Raw genomic sequence first — 18,318 nt, 5'->3', positions numbered from 1 at the left:
TCTCCTGTAACCAACAAGTTTTAAAATCTGTTTGAGTAATGGATAAAGAACTAAAATAAAAAATTGTATTAAGCATTATTTTTTGAGCTTGCTAATTAAGTCCATCATGTGGACTTTGTTGTCAGATGAAACTTTTCTGACTTCAAGCTCAATATTTTTGTCATTCAAATAATTAAATGCATCGATGTCTTCTTGGTTGATTGAAACCGCATTGGTTACCATGGTTTTACCATCATGGTAAGCCATACCACCAATATTAACGGACTTGATTTCAACACCTTCTTCGACAATACGTTTAACGTCTGTTGGGTTAGTAAACAGCAACATAACACGCTCACCTGCATATTTCGGGTTGTTATAAACGCGAATGCATTTAGCGACATCAACAACATGAGCGGTTACCCCAGGTGGAGCGACTTGTTTGAGTAATGTTGAACGGACTTGGTCTTTTGCTACCTCATCACTGACAACAATAATTCGTTTAACTTGCGTTTCTTTGGTCCAGCGAGTTGCCACTTGGCCATGAATTAGACGGTCATCAATACGGGCAAGGGCTATTACCATATGTTCACCCGGACCAGCTTTGATTGGCGCTGGAGCAGGAGTACTTGGTGCCGCTGCTGCGGGCGCTGTTTCAACTTCTTTGAACTTAAATGAACGAACGCCACCACGACCAGTTTCTAATGCTACAGTGATCAGTTCGCTCAAGGTGGGGTTATCATCACGACACATAAAGGTTTCAACTAGCATTGGAACATTTACGCCAGTGATGATGTCATAGTTTTCATGTTGATTAACGATACGACTTGCGGCATTAAATGGGCTACCTCCCCATGTATCAACTAAAAACAGTACGCCTTTTGAAGTATCTAAATCAGTTAGTTTTTGAGTGTATTTATCAAACAGGGTGTCTGCATTTTCCCCAGGGATAAAATCAATAAACGAAACATTGTCTTGTTCGCCTATTAACATCTCGGTTGTTCGAAGAAGCTGTTCTGCAGCGACTCCGTGTGTACCAATCATAATAGCTATACTCACTATTTTTCCCTCATAGATAGATAAAACGAAATATTATCTGTAGATAAAACGGATGCTAAAGTTAGACTCCTCTTTATCAATTTCCCCTGTATCATAATATTAGCTGAATAATTACAAATTACTCATGGTATCCATAAGCCAGCTACTTATCTTGTTAGTATCGAGTCCATATGTAGCATAACATTTTGTTTTAACCTAAAAACTTGTTTCGCGTCAGAAAAATAAGAATATACCTAAAATCACTTATTAATTTGCGATTATTATCTTTTTATTTGTTTTTTGTTGGGTTTTATTTTTATAAATTTTTAATTGAGTGGATTGTTATTGTGTTACAGGTAACAAAAAATTAAGCAAAAATAGGCTGCCATTGATTTTTTGGTTAAAAAATGGGCGGGTTGGCGGGGGGGTTTGATTGTTGATAAATAATGTAAAGAAGCACTTTTAGCATAAAATAGCATAGCTTCCATTTTGATGCTGTTGATGAAATATATAATAAACAGTAAAAAACAAGGTTTTTTGTGGGGGAAATGATTAATTAAATTTGAAGGTTGTGGTAGGAAAAGACAGTGCTAACCGAATGAGCACTTAATTGCAGATAAAAACGCCCTCAATGCTATCGACTTGATAATAGAATGAAGAGGGCGTTAACGTGTTTACCGTAGGTTAAAACTAATCACATTGCACCTTGATAGCTAAACCACCGCGGGAAGTTTCACGGTATTTGGCATTCATGTCCTTCCCTGTTTCGTACATAGTTTCAATCACTTTATCGAGAGAAACACGAGGTTCACTGGTTCTACGTAATGCCATTCTTGCTGCATTTATGGCTTTGACTGATGCGATTGCATTACGCTCAATGCAAGGCACTTGTACTTGCCCAGCAACAGGGTCACAGGTTAGTCCTAAGTTGTGTTCCATGCCAATTTCAGCGGCGATACAAACTTGCTCTGGGCTGCCTCCAAATAGCTCGGTAAGGCCTGCAGCAGCCATTGAACATGCGACACCGACCTCACCTTGACAGCCAACTTCAGCTCCTGAAATTGATGCGTTCATTTTATATAAAATGCCAATTGCGCCTGAAGCTAAGAAATAGCGCATATACAGCTCAGGGGTAACTGGCTCAATACAATGATTGTAATAAGCTAATACGGCGGGGACGATACCACATGCTCCATTGGTAGGGGCAGTGACAACGCGGCCTCCTGCGGCATTTTCCTCATTAACGGCTAAGGCATACATATTGATAAGGTCGATAACATTCATCGGGTCATTTGAAAGTTTACTTGATGATGTGACCAGTCGATTTAGTGCCGGTGCTCGACGAGGAACGCGTAGCGGACCCGGTAAGACGCCTTCAGTATTTAAGCCACGCTCAATACAAGCTTGCATCGTGTGCCACACATCAGCGAAGTATTCTTCAATTTCTTCTTTAGTATGGAGATCTAGCTCATTTTTCATCATTAAACTAGAAATAGAAAGACCTGATTTTTTGCAATTCAATAATAATTCGTCAGCAGAATTGTATGGATACGACACAGGTTTGCTATCAAGGATGGATTGACCAAAATGTTCTTCATCGACGATAAAACCACCGCCGATAGAATAATAAGTTTTGGTATAAATTTCTTTATCACCATTAAATGCATGAATTGTCATGCCATTCTCATGTAAAGGCAGGTTATCTTGACGAAAATTCATGCCGCCTTCATTTGGAAAGTCAACAACCTGAGTTCCATTAGCTAGCGGGAGTTTCTCTGACTCTTCCACATTTTTGATAAAAGTTGGAATAGATTCAATGTCAACGGTGGCAGGCATATTACCTGCTAGCCCCATAATAATGGCGATATCAGTATGGTGCCCTTTTCCAGTAAGCGATAATGACCCGTAAACATCCACAGAAATACGAGTAACGTTAGGCAATATGCCTTTGCTTACCAAATCATCGACAAATTCTTTCCCAGCTTTCATCGGACCGACGGTATGAGAGCTTGAAGGGCCAATGCCCACTTTAAACATGTCGAAAACGCTTATCACGCAGGACTCCTTAAAAAAAAGATGAAAATATAGTGCTTTATTTTAAAAGGCGCTACTTTACTGTTATTTAGTAGTGTTAACCAGTAAGTTTAAAGTATTTTTTGAAATAAGGTAGTTGAGGAGTGTGAATTGAAGGTAAATAGCACAAAATGTCTGTGAATTGTCTAAAAAGTAGTCAGTATAAAGATGGATATTTTGTAAGATCTGACGCTATATAACGGCTATCTAAAAATATCACACTGTAATAACGGCGCTATATGGTGAATAGTTATGAAAGGCTCAATCTAGTTGTAAAGCTAATTGGTGGATTATTGAGGCAGTCAAACCCCAAACTAACCGCCCGTTATACCAGTAAAAAAAGATGCGACTGTGCCGCCCTGAACGCTTTATATCCACGAATTTATGGCGTTGAAGTGAAAGTGCATCAAACAATGGAACTTCAAAGATAGAAGCCACTTCGCTGGGGTTCGCTTGATATCGAATATTATTAGGTAAAAGCCCAACTACAGGGGTGACCTCGTAGCCACCATAACTTTGGAGTGGGGCGAGTTGGCCAAGTACTTTAACTTTTTCCGGAGGGATCGCCACTTCTTCGTAAGCTTCACGTAAGGCGGTGTTGATGGGTGAGCCATCCTCGGGGTCACTTGCCCCCCAGGAAAAGCCACTTCTCCTGCATGAGAACGTAAGAAAGGGGAGCGTTGCGTAAGAAGTAACGTTGGGTGCGGTTTATTGATTATTGGCAAAAGAACCGCAGCCGATTTACCCGCCTTGAATACAGGCTGGCGGGTTGTCGGCAAAGTAAACTGAAAACGATTGATAAAGTTATTCAGTTCAGTCATCTTTATTTAGTGCTCCTAATACAGGTAAAATCAGGCTTAATTTATCAAATGTCTCTTGATATTCTCTGTCAGCTTGGCTATCAGCAACAATACCACCACCAGCCCAACAGTAAATTTGTTTTTTATAGGTCAATAAAGTACGAATAGTAATATTGCTATCCATATTTCCACAAAAGCTAATATAGCCTATTGCACCACAATATCCATGTCGACGATGCGGTTCTAATTCTTCAATGATTTCCATTGCTCGTATTTTAGGTGCTCCGGTGATTGACCCTCCAGGGAAACACGCTCTTAATAAGTCAGCAGCACAATACTGTGCATCTAATTTTGCGCAGACCGTACTAACCAAATGGTGTACAGCAGGAAATGACTCCACTGCAAATAACTCAGGGACATTCACTGACCCTGGCTGGGCAACTCGGCCAATATCATTACGTAATAAATCGACAATCATGACGTTTTCTGCACGGTCTTTGGTTGAGTTTGCTAATTTTTCTACTTGAGCAAGGTCATCCTGTTCATTTTCTAGACGGGGAAGTGTTCCTTTAATTGGGCGTGTCTGAATATCGCCATCCTGTAAAAAAATAAACCGCTCAGGGGACATGCTAATGACAGCGTTTTCAGGTAAACGAATAAAGGAAGAGAAAGGGGCTTCATTACTTTCTAACAGAGCTAGAAATGCATTCCATTCGTCCCCTTTATACTTAGCTTTAAATCTTTGAGCTAAATTGATTTGATAACAATCACCATTACGTAAATATTCATGAATATGCGCGATGTTTTGGTGATATGTCTCTTCTGACATGTTTGATTGCCAAGGGGACGTTAATTGGAATTTATTTTTACGTGGTTTTTTTTGTGCCTGTAACCAAGCTAACCTAGCTTCAATATCATCATAACTAATTAATGTAGTTGTTTTAGTGTGATGATCAATAATGAGTGCCCATAAATAGATCCCGATGGCCATATCAGGAAATTGTAATTCTGTTTTGGCGAGGTTAGGGAGTTTTTCAATGCGACGACCTAAATCGTAGCTCCAAAGGCCCAATGCACCACCATTAAAGGGTAAATCTATGCATTCATTATTGTTCGACCTGTATTTATTGAGCAATTGTTTTAGCAAATCAAAGGGGTCTGAACCCGAAGTCGTTGAAGGTTGACCTTGCTCTGTGATGGTTGTTTCGCTGTGGTAGGTAGTCAGTGTCGCAATAGGGTCAGCGACAATAATATCAAATCGATTATGTGAATGTTTTGCATTTCCTGAATGTAATAACATTGCCCATGGCAGATGTGCAATAGGCGCAAAATAGTCGATTGCCGCAGTTGGGCGATAAGGTAACTGTTTTTTATTGATAGTCATGTCGATAAATATAATATTCCGCAACAAGTGGATTTGAACAGGTTAACATATATTCTTATCTTAATAATCGAAGAGATGTTAAAATCTTAATTATTGATTTTAGTATTTTACTTATGAGGTTTAAACCATGCTTTCTGGAATACCAGCACTTAATCATGAAGAGCAACAAGAAGCGGTTGAAAGAATTCATCAGTTGATGGCGCAAGGGATGAGTAGTGGAGAGGCCATTGCAATAGTGGCTCAAGAAATTAGGGAAAGCCACCAAGGTAAAGAGCAAATTCACGTATTATTCGATGATGAAAATTAATAATTAGTAAACATACTATTAACATTTATGCGCAGACCTGATAGATTAATATTAGTTAAGTCATTTTATTCATTGATACTAGTTAGAAAATGACCAGTAAGTAACTGGTAAATTTAACATATTCTAATAGGTTTAAATGGGCAGCTAAACTAATCAAAAATCTTTACCTTATATGGGTATCGGAGGGTGCTATGGAAGCAAATCATAAAATTGCTGTTGTTCTGGGGACATGTGCATTGGTTTTTAGTTCGTTTGCTTTAAGCGCAAACGATGAAGAAGGTAAAGCGGAACCCTTTGTCAGTTGTGGTACATTAACTGAACCACAGATTGCGGCTCAGGTTAAAAGTGATTTTATGCATAATCGGTTACCGCGTTGGGCAGAAGAGAAGGCCACGTTAGGTAAAAAGGCAGTTGCATGGGTCAATGATAGTGAAGTGACTAAAACTGAAACAGGCTATACTGTTCCATTGGTGGTGAGAGGGGCAAAATCTGACCTACGTTATTCTGTTTCGGTCGATTGCCAAAATAATACGGTTACCTATAACGCAACTAAATAGGCAGTTAATATTAGTTAACAAAGAAAAGACCCATTTTCTTTCGTATTAATGTAACTAAAGGGGAGCCGAAAAAGGCTCCCTTTTTTAGTGTATGGATCATAAATTTACTTCGTGACCAAATAAAAATATTGGGTAGTAAACCGAGTAATCAATTTAGCGATTTCTGGGTTCATAAGGCATACGCGCAAAATTTTGTGAAAGTTGGCGGTAATAAACCAACCTTTCTCTGAAATACTCCCTTAGGTGCTCGGGCTGTTCCCGTTCGACGGCTTCGGCGATGACGGCGACGTTATAGCGTTCTTTGAATGCAACACCGGAGGCTAAAAGGTCAACGTTGATCTTATCCATTTCATCTTTAGGTAATAAAGCAAGGTTGTAGTTCATTTTGGTTCTCAAAAGTTAATTCTCACTGATTTATTATAATGGGTTAATGAGAAAAAATCTCAATAGAATATTAAAAAATGATGTCGGAAAAATAAAGACGAATGATTGTTATCGTGATAATTAAAATATAAGCCAAGAAAAGATAATGAGATTGATTATTATTGTTTTTAACAAAAGTTATTAATAATCAGTAAATTGGATTTTTTTGTTTTAAGATTGTTTTAGGGTTTTAATTATTGTAATACTGTGCATAATATAAGAATGAACGATTAACTGATAAGGCATAAATATGTTAACTACAGACATGGTCAATAAACTAAATGAGCAATTAAATCTTGAATTTTATTCTGCTAATCTTTATTTGCAAATGAGTGCTTGGTGTAGCGATAAAGGCTACGAAGGTGCAGCTGCATTTCTAAAGTCGCACTCACAAGAAGAAATGGAGCACATGCAGCGTTTATTTGATTACCTTAGCGATACAGGTGCATTACCTTTATTAGGGCAAATTGCAGCGCCTCCTGTTGCTTTCAAATCGATTGCAGATGTTTTCACCCAAACATATGAGCACGAACAATTAATCACACGCGAAATTAACAAACTGGCTCATTTAGCCATGACAACCCAAGACTATTCAACATTTAACTTCTTACAATGGTATGTTGCTGAGCAACACGAAGAAGAAAAACTATTTAAATCAGTATTGGATAAACTTGATATGGTTGGTGAATCTGGCAAGGCGTTATTCTTGTTAGATAAAGACTTAAAAAGCTTATCTGCAGCAACACATATCTAATTTGAAGCACTATCGGTATTTATTAAGTTAATATATCTATTTGAAGTATAAAGACCTTGTCAGGCTTGTGGCTATGAAAGTTTATTTCAATGACCACAAGCCTTTTTCTTTTCATTTTGTGTGAAAACTCACAGGATAGAGGGTCAAAACCTATTTTTAAGCGGTAAAACTGGTTTTTTTCCGTATAATGATTGGTAATAATTCTAAATTCACCTGCAAATTAAGGGGTTACTATGCCAATCTACCATATTAAATCTTCATGGCGTAAACTTAGCGCTATTGCCGTTTTGTTTTTAGGTATGTCCTTCCAACAAGCTTTTGCTCATGCTCATCTTAAAGACCAACTACCAGCTGAAGGTGCCGCGGTAGAGCAAGCACCTGAATCAATTACATTAAGCTTTTCTGAGGGGATTGAAGTTAATTTCACTAAAGTCAATATTGTTGGCCCTGAAAAAAATATTGTCAAAACAGGCAAGGCAGCATTAGACCCAAGTAATGACACTAAAGTTATTGTTCCTGTTGAGGATAAACTCGTTGCTGGTAAGTATGATGTTAATTGGAGTGTGGTCTCTGTGGATGGGCACAAAACAAAAGGGACTTATAGCTTTACAGTGAAATGATATGTCACTAGAAGCTTTTTATACGTTAATTCGTTTTATCCATTTTATCGCTGCAATATTGATGTGTGGTATGTCAATATTTGCAGTGCTTCTCAGTCGTGGGAAGTTTCGCTATTTATTAGTCCGTTACCTTAATAAAGGTATCTTCTTTTGCGCTATTATCACTTCATTAACAACCTTTGGTTGGTTGCTTGCTCAAGCTGGTTTGATGGGGGATGGTTGGGAAGATAGTATCGATTGGGCTATATGGCAGGGGGTGTTTGGCACGTCATTTGGTCAAATATGGCGCTGGCAACTGCTGTTTGCTGTTATCCTCTTGCTGGTTTTATGTATAAAATCCATAAAGCTACGTCTAAACCTAGTATTACTTCTTTCTATTGTCCTGCTTGGTCTCCATGCATTTATTGGGCATGCAGCCATGACCGATGGCGTTATTGGGGCTTTTCATCGTATTAATCAGTTCATTCATCTCATTAGTGCAGCCTATTGGTTTGGTGGTTTATGGCCATTCTTAATTTGTATTCAGTTTTTACGTCATAAACAAGAGCTGGTGCAGGGGATGGATAAACAAATAATCAGTACTATGCGGTTGTTTTCAAAAATTGGGCATGTTGCAGTTGTGCTTGTCATCTTAACCGGGGTTATTAGTGCAATAACGATTTTGCCAGAATGGCCTTTGGCATTTTCGGGCTCTGAGTACCAATCATTGCTTTGGTTTAAAATTATTTTAGTTCTAGGAATGGTAATGTTAGCTTTGATTAATCGCTACTATATCGTTCCAGGCCTAAAACACAGAGGGCGTTTGAACTATTTGATCATTAATAGTTGGGTTGAATTGTTATTGGGTACTATGGCAATTCTAGCCGTTGCTATTTTTGCTACTTATCAACCGATATAGCCAAGTGTTCGTATTTATTTGATAATACAGTGAAGATATTTTTAATATTTAACAAGGTCATTTTAATGAAATATAAACTCATTATTTGCTCATTATTACTTGTTGGAACAATGAGTGCAGCATACTCCGCACCATTGGCAACAGTCAGTAAAAAACAATTTGGTCAGGACTGGCCGTTTATTCGTGAGGAGGTGATGCTTGAGTGCCGTAACAATGGTGCATTGGTCGTCATTAACCCTGCAACATTGATGCAATATCCATTAAATGAGATAGCGACGGAATTAATGGAGAAAAAAGAGATTAAGGCTCAGCCGATTGATGTTTTATTAGCACCTATTGAAACAACTAAAAGTGTTAAAGAAAGAATACAGCCATTAAAAGAGGCCGCTGAAAAATTATGCCCCAGTAAGTAAGGTTACTGGAAATAGGGTTGGTTACGCAGAGGGAATGGTGTTTTCTATTATTTTATTTATATAAATCAGTGTGATATACAATTGAAAGGTTTTGTTGATTACTGGTATAGGTATAACCTATTGAACAAATAGTTCAATATTAGAAAATCAAACAATAAATTGTGTTAATAACATGTGAAATAATTGATAATAAATGTGGTAAGAACGTGAGTTGAAAGCTAGTATTAGGGTGTACTTTGTTACGTCTCAATGGCAATTTTAGCGCACGGCTCTGCCAGAGCCATTTCCCAAGGCCCGGTAATCGGAATCTACCAGGCCTCTTTTTTTGCCTATCGGTTTGTTTGTTAACACACTAGTAATCACCTTTCTATTTGTTCTTACCCATTTATATACCCGAGCTAATAGGCTGTATAACATGATTAACCTACTATGCTAATTTCATGACCCAATGATGATTTTCTTTATCATAGTGATGGCGATAGAGTAAAACAGGTTTTTCATCTAAGGTGGCAGGGATGCTGGTATGTTCGTCCCAACCATCTAATTGCATACAGAAATCGGTATCAGAATCACAAGGGATACTTACCGTATCACTTTTATGTGAAGCCATAACCGCATCATTAATTTCATAGGAAGATATTTTCAATTTCACAAAACACATAATAGCACCTCATTTATCGACGTTATCTATATATACTAAGCTCAACAGAATTAATCATAGTATAAATGGAATTGATTTCCAAAATAAATTTTCACCGATAAACAAGAGAGGGTGCATTATGTTACTTATATGCACCCTTGTAGTGTTTATTTTTTAGGTATTGATGTACCCCAGTTTAAGTAATCACTAGGGGCTTCTAATTTTAGAATGAAATGCTGTTCCGGCTTAGCTTTCGGCGCTAAAGGCACTGTTGGCGGGGTGGCGAGAGTGATACCACCTCGGACAAACTGCTTGAATGTACCGCTTTTCATAACTCCACCAGCCAAACCAAAGGAGAAATTAAAGCCGGATGATTGCCAAAATTCAGTGTTATCACGTACTAAATATTGATACTCCTTGCCAATACGTGTGGCAACATAAACGCGGTCGGAAAGCTCTCCCAAATATAAGCCTGTCACCACACCGACTTCCAGCCCTCTAAATAAAATCGGCGTACCCACCTGAACAGAACCAACATCAGTGGCATCAAGGTAAATGGTTAAACCATCTAAATAACGAGAGTCAGTTATATTGGCAGCTTGTAGTTCAAATTGATAACGGTTTTTATTACTACGTCCAGGCTCTGCACTAATATAAGGTTGTAATATACTGTCAAGGTTATTTAAGCCCGCGGGTGATAACTCAGGGGTTACAACAGCAAAGCGGCTCCCTAGTTTTGTGAATGTGCTGACATACTCTGGATAGAGAATAGCCCTCGCTTGTACCTCTCTTTTATCAGAGGACAGTTTTAATGACTCTATCTGACCAATGTTTATGCCTAAATAACGGATAGGCATGCCTTCAGAAAGTTTGGAGGCATCAAATGTTGTTAAGGTAACTACACTACCAATAGCCTTAGCAGATGTTTCATTAGGGTAAAGCATGTGTTGGCGTGCAGTATTCGCTGTGCCATTACCTATGTTGTCAAAGCTTATTGCTCCACTGATCGCACGGCTCAATGGGGCAGCTTGGACTGTTAAACCATTACTATTTAACTGAACTTTTGCTCCACCTTCAGCCCAAAAAACACTGTTATCAGTCAGTAAATGCCGATATTCACTTGAAATATATACATCAATGGAAAAACCGGATGTAGTGGGTTTAATGGTGGTAATTTTGCCTACTGCAAATTGACGATAAAGTACAACCGACCCGGCTTGTATATCTGGTAATGTCGCTGTATTAAGAGTAATTGTAGTTGGTGGAGATGCCCCTAAAATACCGGCTTTCGCATTGTCATCACTGCGGTATAAAGGGAATTTCTCTGGTAATTTCCCTTGGCTTTGCCCCGCAATTAAGTGTATGCCGCCATCTAACCATTCTTGCGGTGTCGCGCCTTGGAACTGTAGTCCACCAAGCCCCAATTGGACATCAACACGGCTATTGGCGACAAATTTACTGTCTTCACGAATGAGGTGCTTAAACTCATCATATATGGCTATTTTAAAATTGACATTATCGGCGGATAGGTGACGTTGTAACACCTCACCGATTTGAATACCTTTATAAACAACAGGTTGTCCTTTGCTTACGCCATAGGTGTCATTGGCCCATAAGGCAAGAGTTAAAGGGGATTTACCTTCTTGTTCAGCAGCTTTGACAACGGCACGGCTAGATTGTAACACAAAACGTTGGCCTTCTTCCGCTTGGGGGCTGCCTTGCGGTGAGTCAAAAGTAATAGCGCCATTTATGACAGCAGAAAGGCTTTCCATTTTGATATTAGCACCGGATTTAAGGTCAAAACTACCTTGTAAGCCAGATACATTCCAAAATTGGCTGTCTTTACGAACGAGTTTGGCATAGTGTTTTTTGACCACCGCAGATATAGATACCCCTTGGTTATCCGGTAAAATGGTATAATCCGAGATATAACCCACGGGGACTTTTCGGTAATAAATGGGTGAGTTTTCGTTTAATGAACCTAAATCAGGTGCGGTTAAGTGGATTAGAAGTTCACCTTCGTCAATATTTAGTTGTGGTGGCGTGTCTTGTGCCACAAACGAGAATTGCTCTGTCCCAGTGCTTGGCAGCATTCCAATATAGTTACCGCCAACCAATGCATCAAGGCCGGAAACGCCCGCCAATGAGGCTTTAGGTGTAACTAACCAAAATTTTGTGCCTGAAGTTAACGCAGAGCGCATGTCTTTGTTAACACTGGCAGTAACAATAATGGATTTCATATTTTTGCTAATAGCAATTGATTGAACTAATCCAACCTCAACGCCTTGGTAGCGAATAGGTGTTCGATTTGCGACGACACCTGGGGCAGAAGAGAACTCAATCGTAATATCAGTTCCACGCTCAACCCAATGTTGGAAAAGAAGCCAACCAGCTATAAAAATCGCTACCAGCGGTAATAACCAGAAAGGGGAGATACGCCCTCGTTTGCGTAGTGTGGCTTCTGTAGCTTCTTCAGAAGGCTCATTTTGCAGGTTTTGATTTTCCATATGAATCCCATATTAAGCGGCTATCTAACCATTCAACAGCCATGATTGTTAGAATAACTGCTGTACCAAAGTAAAATGCGGCAGGGCCCATAGTAAAAGACATTAATTGATCACGGTTAACTAATGTCATCATTAAGGCAATGACGAATAAATCTAACATTGACCAGCGGCCTATCCATGAAACAAATTTTAGTAGTTTCATACGAAGAACAGGGTCGGTATTGCTTTTTAACTGTATAGAAAATAGTAATAATATCATGATGATAATCTTGATGAAGGGCACTAATATGCTGGCAATGAAGACAATAATGGCAATAGGCCAGTTACCTGAGTCAATTAAGGCTACAACACCAGAATAAATTGTGTCCTCCAAACGCTGCCCATTCAGATAAAAAACTGAAATGGGTAGCAGGTTAGCGGGAAACAATAACACCATGGCGGCAATTAGCGCAGCCCATGTTTTTTGTAAACTATAGGGGTTGCGAGATTGTAATGGCCGATGACAGCGCTGACACTTCCCTTGGGCGTTAGAAGGCCCTGTAAAGTGGCAAGCGGTGCAGGCCAACGCATGTGGTTGTTCCCCTTGGTCATCAATAGGGTAAAACCGACGCCATAGTTCGTCTAAATTCATGTGGATGAGGATCAATAAACTTAAAATAGCCATCGTGATAAAAGCAACTAAACCATTACCTATAAACACGCTGGCGTAATCTTGCATTTTAATTGCCGCTATAACGAGAGCGATTAAGTAAACATCTAACATAACCCATTCTTTGATGTGTTTCAGAACCAGTAAAATAGGGCGAAGGTTTAAATTTATTCGCTGACCAATAAGTAACATTAAAATTAATATTGGCAATAATAGTGGAGCAGCTATCGCACAAAAAGCCACAATACTTGCTGTGAGCGGGTCACCTTGATGATTAATTAAGCGAACACCTTCTATTACATTGGCATTAATTTGACTTCCCAGCAGATGAATAGAAATTAGTGGTTGTAAAAAAGCGATCGGTGCTAGCATCAATAATGTGATAGACAATATGGATAACCGCTTGATTGACCATGACCGGCCATCATTGAGTTGACTAGAACAACGAGGGCAAATAACGACTTGTCGTAAGCTAAATCGCGGAGCGAGGATTTTTTGGTTGCAATGGCTACAACGCTGTAAAATCAAGTCAGTGTGGTTAATGTTGTTCATATTTACTCATTTTAGGGTTTCACTTAGATGTAATCTAGTGTAAAAAAATTTACCTCAAAGTGACAAATTGGTAACCTTAGAGTTACTCTTACAGATGTTTCATTAATTACTTGATTATTACTAAAAATAATTATGGATAAAAAGAAGTATTATCTTGAACTTTCAGATAATCTCTCTGCATTATTAGCAGGAGAATATGATTTAATTGCCACCTTAGCAAATACTTGTGCATTACTGTATGAGCGCTTAGAGGGGGTTAATTGGGCTGGATTTTACCTGAGTAATGGGCAAGAATTAGTATTAGGTCCGTTTCAAGGTAAAGTTGCATGTGTTCGAATACCCTTTGGTAAAGGGGTCTGTGGTACGGCTTTTAGTCACAACCAAATTCAGCGTATAGAAGATGTTCATGCATTCCCAGGTCATATCGCTTGTGATGCGGCAAGTAACGCTGAAATTGTGTTTCCTTTGGTGGTAAATGGGCAAATTATTGGGGTTTTAGATATCGACAGCCCAAATATTAGCCAATTCGACCAAGAGGATGAAAAAGGTTTAAAGCACCTTGTAAACCAGTTGTGTCAACATCTGGCAATGTGTTCTATGCCAAAATATTACTAAATATTGGTCAGTTAAATTAATAGTAACGTGGCAATTGTCAGCAACACGATTATAATGTCGGCTTGTTCATGCCCGTGAGGTTGGCAAAATCGTTGTTATCAGGAAATTTCATGGAAAATCAACCTAAGTTGAATAGTAGTAAAGAAGTTATCGCATTTCTAGCAGAGCGTTTTCCTCGCTGTTTTATCGCTGAAGGCGAAGCACGTCCGTTAAAAGTCGGAATTTTTCAAGATATCGTAGGGTGTTTAACTGAAGAAGACGGTATTAGCAAAACGCAATTACGTTCTGCGTTGCGTATGTATACCTCTAGCTGGCGTTATCTCTACGGTGTTAAAGAAGGCGCAAAACGCGTTGACCTAAATGGTGAAGACTGTGGTGAATTAGACGCAGAGCATATTACTCATGCGCGTCAACAATTAGCTGAAGCTAAAGCTCGTGTTCAAGCGCAACGTGCTGAACAAAAAGCGCAAAAGCGTCCAGCAGCGAAAAAGCCGAGTGAAAAAAACACCCGTAGTCAAGATACCACTAAAGAGAAAGCGCCTCGCCGTCGCCCATCAGACAATAAAGAACGCTCGCAAACTACATCAGCTAAACCCCCCCGTCGTAATAACCCAGCCCCAGAACAGAATCTGAAATCAGTCACTGATATCAACACACTTCAAATTGGTCAATCATTGAAAGTGAAAGTGGGTACTAGTGTGATGGACGCCTCTGTGCTGGAAATTGCAAAAGACGGTGTTAGGGTTCAATTGCCAACTGGACTGGCAATGATTGTACGCGCGGAACATTTAAAGTTCTGATACGGAGGTCAATCAGGTCATGAACAAACTTCTTAAAATTGCACTTGTTGTCAGTTTGGCTACTTTCGGTAGTGCAATTGCTAATACTCAAGCAGTGGCTCCGGTCACTGCGGCTCAGTTACCTGTCTTAAAACAGAGCGCTCAGCACGGCACTGTGAGTGAAAGGGTCACATCAAGGTTCACTCGTTCACATTATCGTCAATTTGATTTAGACAAAGCGTTTTCTGGGAAAATATTTGACCGCTATCTCAATATGTTAGATTTCGGTCACAATGTTTTACTTCAATCCGACGTTGATCAGTATACCAAAGATAAAGGTAAAGTAGGTCAATGGCTTGAGGACGGCAAATTAGATACGTTTTATGACCTGTATAACCTATCGCAGGAACGGCGTTTTGAGCGTTTTAAATATGCATTAGCTCGCTTAGAACAACCTATTGATTTGAACGCGACGGATTCTATTGAAGTTGACCGCTCTAAGTCCCCTTGGCCTAAAGATAAACAAGAACTTGATCGTCTCTGGGACCAAAAAGTACGTTATGACTGGTTGAATTTAAAGCTTTCAGGTAAAGACGATAAAGAAATCAAAGAAAAACTGACTAAGCGATATAACTTTGCTTTGAGACGTCTAACGCAAGCACAAAGTGAAGACGTTTTCCAACTGATTATTAATTCATTTGCACGCGAAATTGATCCACATACGAGTTATCTTTCACCTCGTAATACTGAACAATTCAATTCTGAAATGAGTTTGTCATTGGAAGGAATTGGCGCGGTTTTACAGCAAGATGATGAAAATACGGTGATTAACTCCCTCGTGGCGGGTGGGCCTGCGGCGAAGAGCAAAGAGTTAAAAGTCGGTGATAAAATCATTGGTGTAGGGCAAACGGGCAAACCGATTGTGGATGTAGTTGGTTGGCGCCTTGATGACGTGGTTGCGTTAATTAAAGGGCCAAAAGGAAGTAAAGTTCGGTTAGAAGTTATTTCTGATACCAAAGGGGCGAAGCCTCATATCATCACCATCGTTCGGGAGCAAATCCGCCTTGAAGACCGTGCTGTAAAACTGACTATCAAACAGCAAGGCAAAGATAAAGTTGCTGTGTTAGATATTCCTGGTTTCTATGTTGGTTTAACTAATGATGTAAAAACACAACTACAAAATATCGCGAAAGATAATGTTTCTGCGTTGGTCATTGATTTACGCGGAAATGGTGGTGGGGCATTAACTGAAGCTGTTGCTTTATCTGGTTTATTTATTCCAAAAGGCCCAGTGGTTCAAATTCGTGATAACAATGGTCAAGTTCGTCAAGATGTCGATGATGACGACGTTATTTACTATAAAGGCCCACTGGTTGTTTTAGTTGATCGTTTTAGTGCATCTGCATCTGAAATTTTTGCAGCAGCGATGCAGGATTATGGGCGTGCATTAATCGTGGGCGAACCAACTTTTGGTAAAGGCACGGTACAACAACATCGTAGTTTAAGTCGTGTGTACGACCAAATGTTAAAGCCAGAATGGCCTTCATTGGGTTCAGTACAATATACCATCCAGAAGTTTTACCGTGTTAATGGTGGGAGTACACAGCGTAAGGGTGTGACACCTGATGTCGTGATGCCAACAGGTCAAGATCCTGCTGAAACAGGTGAAAGTTTTGAAGACAATGCATTGCCATGGGATAGCATTCCTCCAGCAAACTATGTACGTGTCGGTGATATTTCATCAGACTTATCGCCAATCAAAACTCAGCATCTAGCGCGGATTAGCCAAGACCCTGAATTCAATTATATCGATGAAGATATTGCGCGCTATAAAGCGCATAAAGAGAGTAAGAATCTAATTTCGCTTAATTATGCTGAGCGTCAAAAAGAAGATAATGAAATCGAAGCAACTAAACTTAAACGTATAAATGAACGAAATGTACGTGAAGGTAAGCCATTACTAAAATCAATTGATGACTTACCAAAGGATTATGAAGGCCCTGATCCGTACTTAGATGAAACGGTTAAAATGGCGATTGACTTGGCAAGTCAAAATACCAAGATGCTATCAGGTAATAATCAATAACTAAGTAAAGTTAAAGCTCATTTTAAATAACAGACCCCATACTTATTTATGATTTGTATGGGGTTTTCTTTTATTTAAAGTCATCGATGATGACTTAATGTCTGAGAAAAAGTTAAAACAGATATTAGATAGTTTTTATCGCCTAAAATAATCGTGTCATTCTAGATTTCTTTACCTTTAATTAATTTATTCTAAACTTTTGATAAGGGTTCTTAATCAAAGAGGCAATACCATGGGTAAATTAGTTATAGGTTTAATCGCAGTTAGTATCATGATGGCTTCATCAATAAACACAGCGACAGCAAGAAACTACCCTTGTTCAGGGAGCAAAGGTGGGGTCGATCGCTGTGAAAGCGGTAAGTTCATTTGTAATGATGGCTCCACTAGCCGCTCAGAACAAGTGTGCACCACATCATTGAAAAATGATATTAACAGTAAAGCGGGTATTGCAGGAGCAACCATTGGCTCTGGTGTTGCCAAGCAATCAAGTAAGCCCTCTATTTCTGATCCAGTAAAGGCAACGGGAGATAGAGCAAATAAAACGGTAAATGAAAAGGTGGCTAAAAAGAGTGATAAGGCATCAGATCCAGCAAAAGCGATAAAAGAAAAAGCAACTAAAGCCACCGATAAAGATTCGGCAAAAGCGATAAAAGAAAAAGCAACTAAAGTCACCGATAAAGATTCGGCAAAAGCGGTAAAAGAAAAAGCAACTAAAGCCACCGATAAAGATTCGGCAAAAGCGGTAAAAGAAAAAGCAACCAAAGCCACCGATAAAGATTCGGCAAAAGCGGTAAAAGAAAAAGCAACCAAAGCCACCGATAAAGATTCGGCAAAAGCGATAAAAGAAAAAGCAACCAAAGCAGCAGATAAAACCTCAAGCAAAACAGTAAAAGAAAAAGTAACCAAAGCAGCAGATAAACAATCAGCGAAAACAACGAAAGAAAAATCAAATTAAACTGAAAGTGTTTGCAACTAACTGTATAATAATGGGTTAGTTAAAAAACAAAGCCATCTTAAGGTGGCTTTGTTTTTCTGAAATAGGCTAATAAAGACTGATATTTATCGATTTAGCGAATAAAGTTGCTGGAAATATAATTAAATGCACGAATAAATTTCCATACGTATAATAACCAGCATTATCATTTTAATATTGGAACAATTTAATGTGAGCTGGTTATAAATTGAGCCTTTAAAAACAATTGGTTAATTTTAATCATTCTTTATTGTGATTGAATAGAGAAAAT

General features: G+C 39.0%; 17 protein-coding genes and 1 pseudogene. 10 read left to right on the top strand and 8 right to left on the bottom strand.

What is annotated here, in order from left to right; translation table 11 throughout:
- Positions 1 to 75: 75 nt before the first annotated feature.
- From manX to pabB, 4 genes and pseudogenes are all read right to left on the bottom strand, one after another.
- Complete coding sequence (gene manX, locus RB151_RS12055) at positions 76 to 1,038, bottom strand: PTS mannose transporter subunit IIAB (protein WP_215573047.1); 963 nt, start codon at positions 1,036 to 1,038, stop codon at positions 76 to 78.
- Between the two features lie 669 nt (positions 1,039 to 1,707).
- Positions 1,708 to 3,072 carry an L-serine ammonia-lyase gene (locus RB151_RS12050; RefSeq protein ID WP_042843584.1) on the bottom strand — a complete coding sequence of 455 codons (1,365 nt, stop codon included), beginning with the start codon at positions 3,070 to 3,072 and terminating at the stop codon, positions 1,708 to 1,710.
- Between the two features lie 279 nt (positions 3,073 to 3,351).
- Positions 3,352 to 3,911 (bottom strand): annotated as a pseudogene (locus RB151_RS12045) (CoA pyrophosphatase).
- Positions 3,904 to 5,274, bottom strand: a complete 1,371-nt coding sequence (pabB, locus tag RB151_RS12040) for an aminodeoxychorismate synthase component 1 (protein WP_042843586.1) — start codon at positions 5,272 to 5,274, stop codon at positions 3,904 to 3,906. Before pabB ends, RB151_RS12045 begins: the two are co-directional and overlap by 8 nt.
- A gap of 127 nt (positions 5,275 to 5,401) precedes the next feature.
- Here pabB and RB151_RS12035 point away from each other — a divergent pair, with 127 nt between their 5' ends.
- Positions 5,402 to 5,581, top strand: a complete 180-nt coding sequence (locus RB151_RS12035) for a YoaH family protein (protein ID WP_042843587.1) — start codon at positions 5,402 to 5,404, stop codon at positions 5,579 to 5,581.
- Positions 5,582 to 5,772: 191 nt separating this feature from the next.
- A complete protein-coding gene (yebF, locus tag RB151_RS12030; protein ID WP_048607312.1) occupies positions 5,773 to 6,138 on the top strand; it encodes a protein YebF in 366 nt (121 codons plus the stop codon).
- A gap of 153 nt (positions 6,139 to 6,291) precedes the next feature.
- Here yebF and RB151_RS12025 read toward each other — a convergent pair whose 3' ends face one another.
- Positions 6,292 to 6,522: a DNA polymerase III subunit theta gene (locus RB151_RS12025; RefSeq protein ID WP_042843589.1), complete on the bottom strand. Its 231-nt coding sequence runs from the start codon at positions 6,520 to 6,522 to the stop codon at positions 6,292 to 6,294.
- A 289-nt stretch (positions 6,523 to 6,811) separates the two neighbouring features.
- Here RB151_RS12025 and ftnA point away from each other — a divergent pair, with 289 nt between their 5' ends.
- The 4 genes from ftnA to RB151_RS12005 all read left to right on the top strand — a co-directional run bounded on the left by ftnA (position 6,812) and on the right by RB151_RS12005 (position 9,246).
- Positions 6,812 to 7,315, top strand: a complete 504-nt coding sequence (gene ftnA / locus RB151_RS12020; RefSeq protein WP_042843590.1) for a non-heme ferritin — start codon at positions 6,812 to 6,814, stop codon at positions 7,313 to 7,315.
- Positions 7,316 to 7,548: 233 nt separating this feature from the next.
- Positions 7,549 to 7,935, top strand: coding sequence for a copper homeostasis periplasmic binding protein CopC (gene copC / locus RB151_RS12015; protein WP_042843591.1), 387 nt, complete (start codon positions 7,549 to 7,551; stop codon positions 7,933 to 7,935).
- A gap of 1 nt (position 7,936) precedes the next feature.
- Positions 7,937 to 8,833: a copper homeostasis membrane protein CopD gene (gene copD, locus RB151_RS12010; RefSeq protein ID WP_042843594.1), complete on the top strand. Its 897-nt coding sequence runs from the start codon at positions 7,937 to 7,939 to the stop codon at positions 8,831 to 8,833.
- A 65-nt stretch (positions 8,834 to 8,898) separates the two neighbouring features.
- Positions 8,899 to 9,246, top strand: coding sequence for a YebY family protein (locus tag RB151_RS12005; protein ID WP_042843595.1), 348 nt, complete (start codon positions 8,899 to 8,901; stop codon positions 9,244 to 9,246).
- 427 nt (positions 9,247 to 9,673) lie between these two features.
- On the opposite strand, the gene RB151_RS11995 is transcribed toward RB151_RS12005, so the two are convergent.
- The 3 genes from RB151_RS11995 to yebS all read right to left on the bottom strand — a co-directional run bounded on the left by RB151_RS11995 (position 9,674) and on the right by yebS (position 13,594).
- Positions 9,674 to 9,907, bottom strand: a complete 234-nt coding sequence (locus tag RB151_RS11995) for a DUF1480 family protein (protein WP_042843596.1) — start codon at positions 9,905 to 9,907, stop codon at positions 9,674 to 9,676.
- A 146-nt stretch (positions 9,908 to 10,053) separates the two neighbouring features.
- Complete coding sequence (locus tag RB151_RS11990) at positions 10,054 to 12,393, bottom strand: PqiB family protein (protein WP_048607308.1); 2,340 nt, start codon at positions 12,391 to 12,393, stop codon at positions 10,054 to 10,056.
- Positions 12,368 to 13,594 (bottom strand): membrane integrity lipid transport subunit YebS, encoded by a 1,227-nt coding sequence (yebS, locus tag RB151_RS11985; protein ID WP_071548134.1) that lies wholly within the window; start codon positions 13,592 to 13,594, stop codon positions 12,368 to 12,370. Before yebS ends, RB151_RS11990 begins: the two co-directional genes overlap by 26 nt.
- 132 nt (positions 13,595 to 13,726) lie before the next feature.
- On the opposite strand from yebS, the gene RB151_RS11980 reads away from it, so the two are divergent.
- The 4 genes from RB151_RS11980 (at position 13,727) to RB151_RS11965 (ending at position 18,029) form a co-directional block, all read left to right on the top strand.
- Complete coding sequence (locus RB151_RS11980) at positions 13,727 to 14,209, top strand: GAF domain-containing protein (protein ID WP_042843599.1); 483 nt, start codon at positions 13,727 to 13,729, stop codon at positions 14,207 to 14,209.
- A 110-nt stretch (positions 14,210 to 14,319) separates the two neighbouring features.
- Positions 14,320 to 15,009: an RNA chaperone ProQ gene (gene proQ, locus RB151_RS11975; protein WP_071548133.1), complete on the top strand. Its 690-nt coding sequence runs from the start codon at positions 14,320 to 14,322 to the stop codon at positions 15,007 to 15,009.
- A gap of 19 nt (positions 15,010 to 15,028) precedes the next feature.
- A complete protein-coding gene (prc, locus tag RB151_RS11970) occupies positions 15,029 to 17,074 on the top strand; it encodes a carboxy terminal-processing peptidase (protein WP_048607305.1) in 2,046 nt (681 codons plus the stop codon).
- 232 nt (positions 17,075 to 17,306) lie between these two features.
- Positions 17,307 to 18,029, top strand: a complete 723-nt coding sequence (locus RB151_RS11965) for a cell envelope integrity/translocation protein TolA (protein ID WP_048607303.1) — start codon at positions 17,307 to 17,309, stop codon at positions 18,027 to 18,029.
- Positions 18,030 to 18,318: the final 289 nt, after the last annotated feature.

The organism is Providencia rettgeri (assembly GCF_001874625.1).
Classification (GTDB): Bacteria; Pseudomonadota; Gammaproteobacteria; order Enterobacterales; family Enterobacteriaceae; genus Providencia; species Providencia huashanensis.
This window is presented reverse-complemented; position numbering and strand designations above follow the sequence as displayed.

Excerpts from the sequence above, each read along its gene's own strand:
- pabB (WP_042843586.1), bottom strand. The coding sequence starts at position 5,274 with ATGACTATCAATAAAAAACAGTTACCTTATCGCCCAACTGCGGCAATC.
- RB151_RS12035 (WP_042843587.1), top strand. The coding sequence starts at position 5,402 with ATGCTTTCTGGAATACCAGCACTTAATCATGAAGAGCAACAAGAAGCG.
- yebF (WP_048607312.1), top strand. The coding sequence starts at position 5,773 with ATGGAAGCAAATCATAAAATTGCTGTTGTTCTGGGGACATGTGCATTG.
- RB151_RS12025 (WP_042843589.1), bottom strand. The coding sequence starts at position 6,522 with ATGAACTACAACCTTGCTTTATTACCTAAAGATGAAATGGATAAGATC.
- ftnA (WP_042843590.1), top strand. The coding sequence starts at position 6,812 with ATGTTAACTACAGACATGGTCAATAAACTAAATGAGCAATTAAATCTT.
- copC (WP_042843591.1), top strand. The coding sequence starts at position 7,549 with ATGCCAATCTACCATATTAAATCTTCATGGCGTAAACTTAGCGCTATT.
- copD (WP_042843594.1), top strand. The coding sequence starts at position 7,937 with ATGTCACTAGAAGCTTTTTATACGTTAATTCGTTTTATCCATTTTATC.
- RB151_RS12005 (WP_042843595.1), top strand. The coding sequence starts at position 8,899 with ATGAAATATAAACTCATTATTTGCTCATTATTACTTGTTGGAACAATG.
- RB151_RS11995 (WP_042843596.1), bottom strand. The coding sequence starts at position 9,907 with ATGTGTTTTGTGAAATTGAAAATATCTTCCTATGAAATTAATGATGCG.
- RB151_RS11990 (WP_048607308.1), bottom strand. The coding sequence starts at position 12,393 with ATGGAAAATCAAAACCTGCAAAATGAGCCTTCTGAAGAAGCTACAGAA.
- yebS (WP_071548134.1), bottom strand. The coding sequence starts at position 13,594 with ATGAACAACATTAACCACACTGACTTGATTTTACAGCGTTGTAGCCAT.
- RB151_RS11980 (WP_042843599.1), top strand. The coding sequence starts at position 13,727 with ATGGATAAAAAGAAGTATTATCTTGAACTTTCAGATAATCTCTCTGCA.
- proQ (WP_071548133.1), top strand. The coding sequence starts at position 14,320 with ATGGAAAATCAACCTAAGTTGAATAGTAGTAAAGAAGTTATCGCATTT.
- prc (WP_048607305.1), top strand. The coding sequence starts at position 15,029 with ATGAACAAACTTCTTAAAATTGCACTTGTTGTCAGTTTGGCTACTTTC.
- RB151_RS11965 (WP_048607303.1), top strand. The coding sequence starts at position 17,307 with ATGGGTAAATTAGTTATAGGTTTAATCGCAGTTAGTATCATGATGGCT.